Source organism: Actinomyces gaoshouyii, from assembly GCF_002072175.1.
In the GTDB taxonomy this organism is placed as follows: Bacteria; Actinomycetota; Actinomycetes; order Actinomycetales; family Actinomycetaceae; genus Actinomyces; species Actinomyces gaoshouyii.
The window spans coordinates 60,117-73,781 of the sequence record NZ_MVIV01000002.1; the positions used below are offsets into that span (position 1 = coordinate 60,117).

Genomic DNA, 13,665 nt, shown 5'->3' on the forward strand with positions numbered 1-13,665 from the left:
CACAAGAGCTCCCCCTGCGGCCTCACAGGCGGAAGCCGTAGCAATGCCCGCATCGGGGTGGCGAGTCCACTAGAAGAGCGCGGGGAGGGTAGCCTCCACACCGTCACGCAGCTCGGCGAGATCGAGCATGAGCGGGCGACCGGCACCGCCGTCGGTCAGCAGGTCCGTGCCGGTGACGACGAGCATGTCCCCGCCGGTGGTGCCGATGCGCGCCCACGGCACGCCCTCGGCGCCCGCGGCGGCCTCCACCACCGGCACGGCGGCCTCGTGGACGGCCACGAGCGCGCGCGCCCCGGACTCGGAGAACAGGGCGGTGACGTCGTCGACGCCGTCGCGACTCGCGATGGGGGCCAGATCCACGCTGGCCCCCACGCCGAATCGCAGCGCCGAGTCGACCAGGGTCTGGATGAGACCACCCGTCGAGCAGTCGTGGGCGGCGCGCACCAGCCGAGAGCCGTCGGGCAGGTCCGCCTCGCTCAGCGCGAGGAGCACCCGCCCCAGGGCCATCTCCGCCTCGAGGTCCACCTTCGGGGGCAGCCCGCCGAGGTGGTCGTGGACGACGCGCGTCCAGGCCGAGCCGTCGAGCTCATCGGCGGTGGCGCCCAGGGCGATGATCGCCAGGCCCTCCTCGTGCCAGCCCGAGGGGTTGGCACGGCGCACGTCGTCCATGACGCCCAGGACGCCGACGACGGGCGTGGGGTTGATGGAGGAGTCGATGAGCCCCTTGACCTTGCCGTGAGAGTTGTACAGCGAGACGTTGCCGCCGGTGACGGGCACGCCCATCTGCCGGCAGGCGTCGGCCAGGCCGGTAATGGCCTCGACGAGCTGCCACATGGCGTCGGGGTCCTCCGGGGAGCCGAAGTTGAGGCAGTCGGTGACGGCCCGCGGGGTGGCGCCCACCGTGCACACGTTGCGGTAGGACTCGGCCAGCGCCTGGGCCGCGCCGGTGGCCGGGTCGAGCTTGGTGAAGCGCCCGTTGGCGTCGGTGGCGATGGCCACGCCCCGGCCAGTGGCCTCGTCGACGCGGACGACGCCGGCGTCGTCGGGCTGGGCCAGGGCGGTGTTGCCCCGCACGAAGCGGTCGTACTGGTCGGTGACCCAGGCGGTGGAGGCCTGGTTGACATCGGTGACGACGGCGAGCACCTGCTCGGTGAGCTCGGCCGCCGTGGCCGGGCGCGCCAGGCGGTCGGAGGAGTCCGCGTTGAGGCCATCCTGCCAGGCAGGGCGGGAGTAGGGGCGGTCGTAGGTGGGGCCCTCGTGGGCGACGGTGCGCGGGTCGACGTCGACGATGCGCTCACCGAAGTGGTCGATGGTCAGGCGGCCGGAGCCATTGACCTCGCCGATGACGGCGGCCTCGACGTCCCACTTGTCGATGACGGCCATGAAGTCGTCGAGCCGCTCGGGGGCGACGACGGCCATCATGCGCTCCTGGGACTCGCTCATGAGGATCTCGCCGGCGGTGAGCGACGGGTCGCGCAGGAGGACCTTCTCGAGGTCGACGTGCATGCCGCCGTCGCCGTTGGAGGCCAGCTCGCTCGTGGCGCAGGAGATGCCGGCGGCGCCCAGGTCCTGAATGCCGAGGACGAGGTCGGCGTCGAACAGGTCGAGGCAGCACTCGATGAGGACCTTCTCCATGAAGGGGTCGCCCACCTGGACGCTGGGGCGCTTGGCCGGCATGCCGTCCTCGAAGGACTCGCTGGCCAGGATGGAGGCGCCGCCGATGCCGTCGCCGCCGGTGCGCGCGCCGAAGAGGATGACCTTGTTGCCCGCGCCGGAGGCGTTGGCCAGGTGGATGTCCTCGTGGCGCAGGACCCCCACGCACAGGGCGTTGACGAGGGGGTTCTCCTGGTAGGAGGGGTCGAACTCGGTCTCGCCGCCGATGTTGGGCAGGCCCAGGCAGTTGCCGTACCCGCCCACACCTGCCACGACGCCGTGCACGACGCGGGCGGTGTCGGGGTGGTCCGCGGCACCGAAGCGCAGCTGGTCCATGACGGCCACGGGCCGCGCGCCCATGGAGATGATGTCGCGGACGATCCCGCCCACGCCGGTCGCGGCGCCCTGGTAGGGCTCGACGAAGCTCGGGTGGTTGTGGGACTCGACCTTGTAGGTCACGGCCCAGCCGTCGCCGATGTCGACGACGCCGGCGTTCTCCCCCATGCCGACCAGCAGGTGCTCGCGCATCTCGGGGGTGACCTTGGCGCCGAACTGCTTGAGGTGGATCTTGGAGGACTTGTAGGAGCAGTGCTCGGACCACATGACGGAGTACATGGCGAGCTCGGCGGCCGTGGGGCGGCGACCGAGGAGGCGCTTGATGCCCTCGTACTCGTCGGCCTTGAGGCCGAGCTCGGCCCAGGGCATCGCCTGATCGGGCGTTGCCGCGGCGTCGGCGACGGTGTCGGGGTGCTCGACGGGACGGGGGGCGGTCTCGGCGGTGCGGGCTGTGTGAGCCATGCGACTGCTCCTGGGGGTGGGCGGGAGGGTGCCGCGCCTGAGGATACTCGGCGGGTGGGGGCGAGCGGCCATGAGTCCCCCAGGTGAGCCGGCCGGCGAGCACGATCCGCGATTCGAGACGAAGACGCGCCCCAAAGGTGCGGCCTCTCACACGCGGAGAGGGCAAGATCGTGCCATGAGAACCATCGACGTCGCACCGCTGCCCCTGTCAGAGCTCGAGCCCCATCTCGATGAGATCGCCGCGCACCGGCTCCGCGACGGCGTGGCAGCCGCGCAGGCGCTCCTGGAGGGACGCGTCCTATGGACCGTGACTCCCACGGACCAGGCGGGCGCCGGCCCCGTGGAGACCGTGGCCCCCCTGGTGGGCTACGCCCGCGGCCTGGGCGTCGACGCCCGGTGGCTGTGCCTGGACGCTCCGGCGGAGTTCATCGCCCTCAGCGGGCGCCTGCACTCGTGGATCCATGGGGACATCGGGGACCGAGGCCGCCTGGGGGACAAGGAGCGCGACCTCTACGAGCACACGCTGGCGTCCAACGCGGAGAACGTCGCCGGGGACATCTGCGAGGGTGACATCGTCATCCTCCATGATCCGGCGACCGCCGGCCTGGCGCGCCCCCTCAAGGCGGCGGGCGCCGTCGTCGTGTGGCGCTGCCACGCGGGCGCGGATCTGGCCACCGCCGACCCCGAGGGCGTGGAGGACGCCCAGCGCGCCTGGGCCTTCCTGGACCGCTATCTGGAGGACGCCGACTACGTGATCGTCTCCTGCGAGGAGTACCGGCCCCCCTTCACCGAGCCCGAGGCCTGCGCAGTCATCCCGCCCTCCATCAACCCCGACAGCCCCAAGAACCGGGTTCTCGACATGGATGAGGCCTGGTCGATCGCGCGCCTGGCGGGGATCTTCGACGGCGAGCCCCCCTTCGACGCCTTCCCCTTCATCCGCGGCGACGGACGGACGGACGCGCTGCGCTCCGCGGCGGCCGAGAACGGCGAGAGCGGCGTCATGCGCGCCGGGGGCCCGGTACCGCTGGGGGCGCGGACGATCACGCAGGTCTCGCGCTGGGACCGGCTCAAGGGCATGAGGGAGTTGGCGATCGCCTTCGCGGAGAACCTCGGGGCCCTCCCCGACGACGCGCACCTGCTGCTGGTGGGGCCTCGCCCCGGGAGCGGCACCGCTGCGGCGCGGGTGCTGGACGAGGTCGTCGAGGCCGTTGAGCTCCTCCCCGCGGCGGCCCGCTCGCGCATCCACATCGCGGCGGTGCCCGCCCAGGACCGGGAGATCAACGCCCTCGTGGTCAACGCCGCGCAGCGGGTGAGCTCGGTGGTCACCCAGCGCTCGATCGTCGAGGCCTTCGGGCTGACGGTGGCCGAGGCGATGTGGAAGAAGACCCCCGTGGTGGCCTCCGGCGTCGGGGGGATCCGCACGCAGGTGACCGACGGCGTCGACGGCGCCCTCGTGGACCCGCATGACGGTGCCGCCTGGGCTCAGGCCGTGGCGGACCTGCTGCTCTTCCCCGAGCGGGCGGCGGAGATGGGGGCGACGGCGCACGAGTCGGTGCGCCGATCCTTCCTGCCGGACCGGCATCTCCTACAGGTCCTCGACGCCCTCGCGGCGGCCCTTGAGAGGTCCTGAGGTCCGGCCCCGGCGGTCGGGCGCGCGCCTCCCCCCAGAGTTTTCCACAGGCTTCCTCCACAGGCATGTGAGCAGCGGAGGACGAGCCGCGAGATAGCGGGCCTCCGCCTGTGAACGCGCCCTCACATCCACGATTGTGCCCCCGTATGTACCACACACGGGGGCACAAGTCTCTTTTCAGGGTGCGTACAGGGTCTTGCCAGGATTGGTCAAATCCCCGAGATTATGCGGTTTTCCTCACGTTTTGAGCTCCTGGAGCCCCGTTTCCCGCAGCAGGCCGCCATTCCGGGAGGAGGCCCGGGAAGCCGGCCCGGCATGGGGGCGCCCCTGCCCGATCACGATGCCGACACGATTCCGGCGCTTCGGTCTCAGAGCGATCAACACAGGCTTGTCCACAGCCCGCCGGGCGGCCTTGTGGATAACTCCCAGGCTTCTCGCAGGTTCCCGATCGTGCCCCACGCACGCAGCCGGGCGCCCGCTGCCCGGCCCCCGTCATGCCGGGCACGCGATCCGCCCCGGTGGGCGCGCGGCGCGCCCACCGGGGCGGATCGATGAGAAGCGGCTCAGGCGGCCACGAGGGAGCTGATGACCGACTGGAAGATGCGCAGGCCGTCAATGCCGGTCCGGGGGCCGGCGGGCGAGTCGGGACCGAAACCCGGCTCCACCGCGTGCTCGGGGTGGGGCATGAGGCCGACGACATTCCCGCGCTCGTTCCTCACCCCGGCGATGTCCCTCGCCGAGCCGTTGGGGTTGTCGATGTAGCGGAAGACGACGAGGCCCTCGCCCTCGAGGCGGTCGAGCTCCTCGGGGGAGGCGATGAAGTTTCCCTCGCCGTTCTTGAGCGGGACGACGATCTCCTCGCCGTCGTCCATGGACGCCGTCCAGGCGGTCGTCGTCGACTCCACGCGCAGGCGCTGCTCGCGGCAGTAGAACTTCTGGTGGTCATTGCGAATGAGGGCGCCGGGCAGCAGATGGGCCTCGGCGAGGATCTGGAAGCCGTTGCAGATGCCCAAGACCGGCATCCCGGCGCCGGCCGCGTTGATGACCTCGCCCATGACGGGCGCGAAGCGGGCGATGGCGCCGCAGCGCAGGTAATCGCCGTAGGAGAAGCCGCCGGGGACGACAACAGCGTCCACGCCCCTCAGATCGGCGTCCTTGTGCCACAGGCTCACGGCCTCGCCGCCGGCCAGGCGGATGGCTCGGGCGGCATCGACGTCGTCGAGAGTGCCGGGGAAGGTGATGACTCCGATGCGGGCGCCGACGGGGCTGTCACTCACGGCTCAATCCTCCTCGAGCGGGCAGATGGAGACGACGTCCTCGATGATGGGGTTGGACAGCAGAGTGCTGGCGGCCTGCGCGGCGGCGTCGAGGTGCTCCTGAGTGACGGGCCCCTCGACGGCGAGCTCGAAGCGGCGGCCCTGCCGCACTGCGGTGAATCCGGTCAGGCCGATCCTGGGCAGGCTCCCCATGACGGCCTTGCCCTGCGGGTCGAGGATCTCCGGCTTGGGCATGACTTCAACGACGATGCGTCCCAATGTGCTCTCCTGGGAGTTGGGGGAAGTGCGGCGCGACCAGTGTAACCAGTGCGCGCCCGCGCCTCCGAGGCCGTCCACCGCCACCGACGCGCCCTCCGAGCCTGGGACAGCCCGCGCGAGGCGCCGCAGGGCCTAGATGCGGCCGAGCCAGTCCCCGGCGAGCCTGAGGGCGAGGATGCCACCGATGGCCAGAGCGCAGGTGCCGATGAGCCAGGCGGGCCCCAATATGAGGGCGATGACGGCGCAGACCACGGCGGCGGCGAGCATGAAGCCTCCGACGGCGCCCGCCACACCCGCGGGGGCCTGGCTCGACTGATCCACCGTGGAGGTCCCCATGAGGGGCCTCGGACCCGAGCCGACGGCGACACGCGGCCCTGCCCCGGTGGGGGCGAGCCCGGCGGGATCGTTCTCGGCGCCTGAGGTGAGCAGGTGCTGGGGGTCGGCGACATCGACATCGCCATTGGTCAGCCCGGCGGCCACATCCACCAGGCTGGGCTCCCAGCGCTCGGCCTCGCCGCGCACCGGCGTGCCGCCGGCCCAGGCGAGGTACCCGGCGGCGGATACGAGTCCCGCGCCTCCCAGGACGACGACGAGCCAGGGCGGCACCCAGGGATGCCCGGCATTGGCGGCGGTGGCCAGGCGCATCGCCGAGGTGGTGGCCAGGACGAGGCCGACGAGGGCGCATGCGATACCCGCCAGGCGCTGGCGCACGAGCGAGGCCGGCCAGGGGGTACGGGCCCTTTGCAGCGGCGTCGGCTCCGTGGAGCGGCCGCGCCCAACGCCCCAGTCGGTGCCCCGGGGATTGCGGGGTCCCCCGGATGGGGCAGGGCCATCCGGGCCGGGGGCACCGGGCCCATTGGACTCCGAGGGGCCGTCGTCCGAGGCGGGGTAGGAGGGGCGTCCGAGGACATCGGGGCCCAGGTCCACGTCGGCGTCGATGATCTCGGCCTCGGACCAGGTGGTGCGCTGCCTCCTGCCGGATCCTCTCGAGGGGCCCGATTGGCCCCAGTTGACGGGCCCCCGATCGGACGCGGGCCGGCGATCCCGGCCGATCGGCGGGGTCACTCAGATCACCTGCCCGAGGATGGAGGCCAGCCCGAGGGAGATGAGGAGGAAGCCGAAGGCTGCCACGAGGATCTGGCCGAGGCGCAGCAGGGACTCGCCCATCGTGGTACCGGAGAGGCGCTCATCGACGGCGCGGCCCAGCGAAGTCGAGACCAGGGCGGTGGACACGGGGCCGGAGACGACGTCGAGGGCGGTGAGCTCGCGACGGCCACTGGGCTCGGGCAGCGCGATGGCGGTCGAGCCGCCCGAGGCAATGACGGTCAGCTCGGCGCCGGGGGCGGCGGGCCGCCCGAGACGCCCATGAGAGCTCGCCCCACCGGTGCGGGCCGATTCGGCCGTGGCGCGCTTGCGGGCGGCTGCGGCGCGGTTGCGATCCAGCCGCAGGCGCGGGGCGTTGACGACGAGCGAGCGCGCGGGGACCCGCAGGGCGGCGATGAGCCCGAGGCCGACGACGAGCAGGGCGATCCCGCCGAGGATCGCGGAGGTCCCCCGGGCTCCCAGGGCGCTGGCGAGCGCGGCGGCCAGGGCGAGGATGACGACGAGCATCGCCGCGACGACGAGCACGGCGAAGCCCCGCCCGGGACTGAAACTGCGGGCCACGCGGGGCGCAGGGCCCCCGGGCGCGCCTGAGGCGGGACCGCCGGGCACGGCGCCCGGACCGGCCGTCGTCACTGGGCCTCCCCGAGGTCGAGGGGCGCCCCGGTGAGGCGCTCGTAGGCCTCGAGATAGCGCGCGCGGGTGCGCTCGACGACGTCGTCGGGCAGAGCGGGGGGCCTCTCGCCGGAGGCGCGGTCCCAGCCGGAGGCCGGGGAGACGAGCCAGTCGCGCACATACTGCTTGTCGAAAGAGGGGGTGGGCCTTCCCTCCTGCCACTCCTCGGCGGGCCAGAACCGGGAGGAGTCGGGGGTGAGGACCTCGTCGCCCAGGACGAGGGAGCCGTCGGGGCCGGCGCCGAGCTCGAACTTGGTGTCGGCGATGACGATGCCGCGCCGGGCGGCGATGTCGACGGCGCGCGTGTAGAGGGCGAGGGTGACGTAGCGGAGCTTGGCGGCGGTGGCCTCCCCCACCATCTCGACGACGCGCTCGTAGGAGATGTTCTCGTCGTGCTCACCGACCTCGGCCTTGGCGGCGGGAGTGAAGATCGGCTGGGGCAGGAGGGAGGCCTCGGTCAGGCCGTAGGGCAGTGGCAGGCCGCAGACGGTCTTGTTGAGGCGGTACTCGATGAGGCCGGAGCCGGTGAGGTAGCCGCGGGCGACGCACTCGACGGGGTACATGTCGAGGCGGCGGCAGATCATGGCGCGCCCGATGACCTCCTCGGGCACGTCAAGGGTGACGAGGTGGTTGGGGACCACGTCGGCGAGCTGCTCGAACCACCAGGCGGACATGGCGGTGAGGATGCGGCCCTTGTCCGGGATGGTGGTGTCCAGGACGTGGTCGTAGGCGCTGATGCGGTCCGAGGCGACGATGAGGAGGACGTCCTGGCCCGCCCAGGGGCTGGTGGCATCGGGGGTGTAGACATCGCGGACCTTGCCGCTGGAGCGGTGGGCCCAACCCGGGACTGTCAGGGGGGCGGGGCCTGGTGTGGTGCTCATGCGCCCATCCTGCCACCCTGACCTGCCCGCGCGCAGCGAAGATCTGCCCAAAGGCCCCATAGCGCGCGGTAGCGCGGGGCGAACGAACGGGGCTCAGCGCCCGGCGGCTATGTCAGTGCGGTACTGGGCGCCGTCGAGATGGATGCGGCTGATCGCCTGGTAAGCACGTTCCCTCGCGTCGGAGACCGACTCGCCGAGGGCCACGATGGACAGGACCCGCCCGCCGGTGGCGATGAGGGCGCCGTCGTCATCCCGCCCGGTACCGGCGTGAAGGACATGGACGCCGTCGATGCTCTCGGCCTCCTCTATACCGGTGATGGCCCCGCCGGTGGTGATGGTGCCGGGGTAGCCGGGGGCGGCGAGGACGACGTCCACGGCGGCCCGGGCACTCCAGGTGGGCTCGGGGGCCTCGGCGAGGCGGCCGGTGGCGGCTGCCAGGAGGAGCTCGGGAAGGGAGGAGGTCAGGCGCGCGAGGACGGCCTGGGTCTCGGGGTCGCCGAATCGCGCGTTGAACTCGACGACGCGCAGGCCCCTGGAGGTCAGGGCGAGGCCGCAGTAGAGGAGCCCGATGAAGGCGGTGCCGCGACGGGCGAGCTCATCGATGACGGGCTGGGCGACGGTGTCGACGACTTGCTCGGCGAGGTCGGCGGGCGCCCAGGTCAGCGGCGTGTAGGAGCCCATGCCGCCGGTGTTGGGGCCGGTGTCCCCGTCCCCGAGGCGCTTGAAATCCTGGGCGGGGGCGAGGGCGCGGACGGTGGCGCCGTCGCAGACGCAGAAGACGGAGGCCTCAGGACCATCGAGGTAATCCTCGACAACGACGCGCCCACCCTGCTTGGCCAGGCAGGCGAGACCGTGGTCGAGGGCCGTGGCGCGATCGGGGGTGACGACGACGCCCTTGCCGGCGGCCAGGCCATCGTCCTTGACGACGTGCGGAGCGCCGAAGCGGTCGAGGGCTGCCTCGAGCTCAGCGGGGGTGTCGCAGACGGCGGCCTTGGCGGTGGGGACCCCGGCGGAGGCCATGACCTCCTTGGCGAAGGCCTTGGAGCCCTCCAGGCGGGCGGCCCCGGCTCCGGGGCCGAAGCAGGCGATGCCCGCGGCGCGGACAGCGTCGGCGACTCCGGCGACGAGAGGCGCCTCGGGGCCGATGACAACGAGGTCGGCACCCATCTGCCGGGCGAGCGCGACGACGGCCTCGGGGTCGTTGGCATCGGCGCTGATGTTGGTGGCGATGGCAGCCGTGCCCGGGTTCCCGGGGGCGACGACGAGCTCTGTGGTGGCGGGGTCGGATGCGAGGGCGCGGGCCAGGGCGTGCTCGCGCGCGCCGGAGCCCAGGAGCAGGATCTTCACGTGGCCAGCGTAGCCGGGTGACCGGCACCGTGGCACCCGGCCGGGCAGGAGGCACGAGCACCGTCCCGGCGCCCGTAGAGCGCGGGCGGCAGCGAACGGGGGCCCGGACCGTCGGCACGGTCCGAGCCCCCGTCGGAGCCCGCCTCACTCAGGACGGCGAGGCGATGTCAACACTCAGGCCTTGGCGGCGGCGATGCGCTCGCGGAACTTCGCCAGCTCCTCGCGGATGGCCGCGGGGACCCTGTCGCCGAACTGGGAGAAGTACTGCTCGGTGTCATCCATCTCGGCGGCCCAGGCGTCGGGGTCGATGTCGTACATCTTGTCCCAGTCGGCCTCGCTCACGCCGGCGCCCTCGAGGTTGAAGTCCTCGCGCTTGGGGTAGATGCCCGTGACACCTTCGATGCCCTCGACCTCGCCGGAGGCGCGGCGCACGATCCAGTCCAGGACGCGGCTGTTGTCGCCGTAGCCCGGCCAGAGGAACTTGCCGTCCTCGTCCTTGCGGAACCAGTTGACCTGGTAGACCTTCGGGAAGCTCTCGCCCAGCTGCTCCTGGAGCTCGAGCCAGTGGCCCCAGTAGTCGGCCATGTTGTAGCCGCAGAAGGGCAGCATGGCGAAGGGGTCGTGGCGCAGGGAGCCGGCCTTGACGTCCGTGGCGGCAGCGGTGACCTCGGAGGCCACCGAGGCGCCGATGAACACGCCGTGGGCGGGCGAGTACTGCTCGGCGACGAGCGGCACGTTGGAGGCGCGGCGGCCACCGAAGAGGATCGCGTCGATGGCGACGCCCTCAGGAGCCTCCCAGTCCGGGCAGATGATCGGGCACTGCGAGGCCGGGGTGGTGAAGCGCGAGTTCGGGTGCGCGGCCTTCTTACCCTCGGCGGCGTCGGCCGGGGTGAAGTCGTTGCCGAGCCAGTCGATGAGGTGCTCGGGCATCTCGGCGTCGATGCCCTCCCACCACACGTCGCCGTCGTCCGTGAGGGCGACGTTCGTGAAGATGGTGTTGGCCTTCATGGTCTCCATGGCCATCGGGTTCGTCTTGTAGGACGTGCCCGGGGCGACGCCGAAGAAGCCGGCCTCCGGGTTGATGGCGCGCAGGCGGCCGTCCTCACCCTGACGCATCCAGGCGATGTCGTCACCGACGGTCTCGACCTTGTAGCCCTCGATGGTGGGCTGGAGCATGGCGAGGTTCGTCTTGCCGCAGGCCGAGGGGAAGGCGGCGGTGACGTGGTACTGCTTGCCGGACTTCTCGTCGGTCAGGCGCAGGATGAGCATGTGCTCGGCCATCCAGCTGTCGCGGCGGGCCATCGTCGAGGCGATGCGCAGCGCGTAGCACTTCTTGCCCAGCAGGGCGTTGCCGCCGTAGCCGGAGCCGTAGGACCAGATCTCGTTGGTCTCGGGGAAGTGGGTGATGTACTTCTCCTCGTTGCACGGCCAGGTGGTGTCCTCCTGACCGGGGGCGAGGGGGGCGCCGACGGAGTGGACGGCGGGAACCCACGTGCGGCCCTCGTTGATGAGGTCCATCGCCTTGGTGCCGATGCGCGCCATGATGCGCATGTTGACGACGACGTAGGGGGAGTCGGTGATCTCGATGCCCAGCTGGGAGATCGGGCCGCCCAGGGGGCCCATGGAGAAGGGGATGACGTACATCGTACGGCCGGCGTAGGTGCCGTCGAACTTCTCGTTGAGGATGGCCTTCATCTCGGCCGGGTCGTACCAGTTGTTCGTGGGACCCGCGTCCTCCTCCTTCTCGGAGCAGATGTAGGTGCGGGACTCCACGCGGGCGACGTCGCTCGGCAGGGAGCGGGCCAGGAAGGAGTTCGGACGCTTCTCGGGGTTGAGGCGGGTGAACATGCCCGACTCCACCATCTCGGTGGTGAGGCGGTCCCACTCCTCGTCGGAGCCGTCGGCGAAGTAGACCTTCTCCGGCTTGCCGAGCTCGGCGATGCGGATCGCGAACTCGACGACGTCCTCGGGAGCGTTGGCGGGCGCCGCAGCGCGAACGTCCTGGGCGGTCACAGTCATGTGTGAGTCCCTTCCTTGGGTTGGTTGACTCTCAATACGGTCGAGGCCAATCCTCTCCCACAACGCCCTGGGAGTCACGCGCACCTTGGTCCTATCGGAGCTCTTTCACCAGAAGCGCAGAGGTGACAGAGGTGACATGGACCCATGGCCTGCGCCACATCCAGGTCATCCTCATCGCGCCCACCACCAGCCCCGACATCCTTGCCAGCCGGGGTACAGTCGCGCTGTGACGACCACCGGCCCCGACCGAATCGCCAGCATCGCGCGAGCCCTGCGCCGACGGGGCCGCTCGGCCGTGCTCGCCGCGCCCCTGGCCGTGGCGCTGAGCGCCTGCACGGCCAACCTCGAGATGGAGATCGGCGATGACGGCCGCTACAGCGCCGCCATCGAGATGCGGGACTCCACGGGCAGAGTGCTCAAGTCCAAGGAGGACTGCCAGAGCCTGGCGGATAAGGCCGTCGCGGGCACCTCCGCGAGTTCACAGGCCGAGGTCCTCGAAGCCGACGGCACTGAGGTCGCCTGCAAGATCACCGTGAGCGGCGTGGAGATCCCCGCGTCCGACCAGGGCGCCCCGAATGCGCTCGTCGTGCGCAAGGACGATCTGTACGTGGTCGATCTGACGGCGCTCACCGATGGCCTCACGGCCCCGGCGGGCGCCGCGGTCCCCTCGGGGGGCGACGGCTCGCAGGGACTCCGGGGCTCCGCGTCCACCGGCGCCGCGGTCGGGCCGACCGCGGCGCCGCTCAACTCGAGGATTTCGGTGACCTTCCCGGGCGCAGTCGTCGACGGCGGCGGCGGCAGTATCGACGGCAGGACCGTCACCTGGAGGAGCACGGACACGATCCTCGCGGGGATCCATGCCACCGGGTACACGAGGGCGAACGCCGGCCTGGGCTTCTGGGACCGCTACTCCTGGTGGGTTATCGGCGGAACTGCCGCACTGGCTGCGGCCGTGGCGGCGGCGGCCCTCAAGCGCCGCCGAGCGCGGACTTGACGGCCCCGCAGCGCTGTCCATGCCACGGCGCCATGAGACGTGCTCCCCGCAGCGCGCCGGGGCTCTCTCATCCGTATGCTAGGCCCATGGCTACCTCCCCGCAGCGCCGCAAGCTCACAGCGGCCCTCCTCCTACCTACCGCCGCTCTCGCCCTCGCCGCCTGCGGCGGAGACGTCGACTTCGTCATCCACGACAACGACACCTTCGACCTGACGATGGTCGCATGGGACAGCACGAACTCCGGTCTCCTGACAAAGCAAACCTGCACGGAGGAGACAATGGCCGGCCAGGGATTCAGCAGCTCGAATCTCCCGGATGGGGCTCAACCGACCTACACCTTCGGGGACAAGGACGGCAGTCCTTCGTGCACCCTGGAGATGAAGGGGATCAAGCTGAGCGACACGAACTCAAGTGGCAGCAACGGCATCAAGCACGAAGGCGACACTTACGTCTTCAACTGGGACGCATCCGACATGCAGGACAGCTCGCAGGGCGCGCTTCCCGGGGTCGCCGTCTCACTCAATGTCACCTTCCCCGGCGAGGTGATCGAGCACAATGGCAGTTCCACGGTTGATGGCACGAAAGTGACCTGGAAGAACATCATCACCGAGTCCGAGTCCACTCTGCACGCCGTTGGCAAGGACAAGGGCTCCGATTCGTCCCCAGGCTCCTCCGACTCGAAGCTCCCCCTCATCCTGGGCATCGGCGCAGTCGTGGCCCTGCTCGTCATCGGGGGCATCGTGGCGGCGGTCATCACCTCCAAGAAGAAGGCCGCCGCCTCCGCGCTGCCCTACGGCGCGCCCGCGGCTCCCGGCCAGCCGATGCAGCCCGGTTACGCCCCCACCGTCGATTACGGCGCAGCACTGCCCGGGCAGCAGCAGTACGGCCAGGTCGGCTACCCGCAGCAGAACAGCCAGGTCGGACAGCAGGACGGCCAGCAACCGCCCCAGCAGCCCTACGGCGGTCAGCACTGAGACCAGTTGAACGCGGCTCCGGCCCTTGGGGCCGGTCACGCGATAGGAGTCCCCGGCA

11 protein-coding genes are annotated in these 13,665 nt (G+C 71.3%); 3 read left to right on the forward strand and 8 right to left on the reverse strand.

Going from position 1 to position 13,665, the window contains the following annotated elements; translation table 11 throughout:
- Nucleotides 1-69 precede the first annotated feature (69 nt).
- A complete protein-coding gene (purL, locus tag B1H50_RS02005; protein WP_080462129.1) occupies nt 70-2,451 on the reverse strand; it encodes a phosphoribosylformylglycinamidine synthase subunit PurL in 2,382 nt (793 codons plus the stop codon).
- A gap of 175 nt (nt 2,452-2,626) precedes the next feature.
- On the opposite strand from purL, the gene B1H50_RS02010 reads away from it, so the two are divergent.
- A complete protein-coding gene (locus B1H50_RS02010) occupies nt 2,627-4,081 on the forward strand; it encodes a glycosyltransferase (RefSeq protein ID WP_080462130.1) in 1,455 nt (484 codons plus the stop codon).
- 563 nt (nt 4,082-4,644) lie between these two features.
- Here the strand turns inward: B1H50_RS02010 and purQ are convergent.
- From purQ to B1H50_RS02045, 7 genes are all read right to left on the reverse strand, one after another.
- On the reverse strand, nt 4,645-5,358 hold the full coding sequence (gene purQ / locus B1H50_RS02015) for a phosphoribosylformylglycinamidine synthase subunit PurQ (protein ID WP_080462131.1): 714 nt from the start codon (nt 5,356-5,358) through the stop codon (nt 4,645-4,647).
- Nucleotides 5,359-5,361: 3 nt separating this feature from the next.
- Nucleotides 5,362-5,616: a phosphoribosylformylglycinamidine synthase subunit PurS gene (locus B1H50_RS02020; protein ID WP_080462132.1), complete on the reverse strand. Its 255-nt coding sequence runs from the start codon at nt 5,614-5,616 to the stop codon at nt 5,362-5,364.
- 132 nt (nt 5,617-5,748) lie between these two features.
- A complete protein-coding gene (locus B1H50_RS09865; protein ID WP_229657840.1) occupies nt 5,749-6,681 on the reverse strand; it encodes a PsbA protein in 933 nt (310 codons plus the stop codon).
- Nucleotides 6,682-7,353, reverse strand: coding sequence for a hypothetical protein (locus B1H50_RS02030; protein ID WP_373284805.1), 672 nt, complete (start codon nt 7,351-7,353; stop codon nt 6,682-6,684). It lies immediately after the preceding gene.
- On the reverse strand, nt 7,350-8,273 hold the full coding sequence (locus tag B1H50_RS02035; RefSeq protein WP_080462133.1) for a phosphoribosylaminoimidazolesuccinocarboxamide synthase: 924 nt from the start codon (nt 8,271-8,273) through the stop codon (nt 7,350-7,352). The genes B1H50_RS02030 and B1H50_RS02035 overlap by 4 nt, the downstream gene beginning before the upstream one ends.
- Nucleotides 8,274-8,366: 93 nt before the next feature.
- Entirely contained in the window at nt 8,367-9,620 is a 1,254-nt protein-coding gene (gene purD / locus B1H50_RS02040; protein WP_080462134.1) for a phosphoribosylamine--glycine ligase, read from the reverse strand.
- A gap of 174 nt (nt 9,621-9,794) precedes the next feature.
- Nucleotides 9,795-11,639 carry a phosphoenolpyruvate carboxykinase (GTP) gene (locus tag B1H50_RS02045; RefSeq protein WP_080462135.1) on the reverse strand — a complete coding sequence of 615 codons (1,845 nt, stop codon included), beginning with the start codon at nt 11,637-11,639 and terminating at the stop codon, nt 9,795-9,797.
- Nucleotides 11,640-11,865: 226 nt separating this feature from the next.
- Between B1H50_RS02045 and B1H50_RS02050 the strand changes: the two genes are divergently transcribed.
- Together B1H50_RS02050 and B1H50_RS02055 are read left to right on the forward strand one after the other, a co-directional pair.
- A complete protein-coding gene (locus tag B1H50_RS02050; protein WP_080462136.1) occupies nt 11,866-12,633 on the forward strand; it encodes an LppM family (lipo)protein in 768 nt (255 codons plus the stop codon).
- A gap of 86 nt (nt 12,634-12,719) precedes the next feature.
- Nucleotides 12,720-13,607, forward strand: a complete 888-nt coding sequence (locus tag B1H50_RS02055) for an LppM family (lipo)protein (protein WP_080462137.1) — start codon at nt 12,720-12,722, stop codon at nt 13,605-13,607.
- Nucleotides 13,608-13,665: the final 58 nt, after the last annotated feature.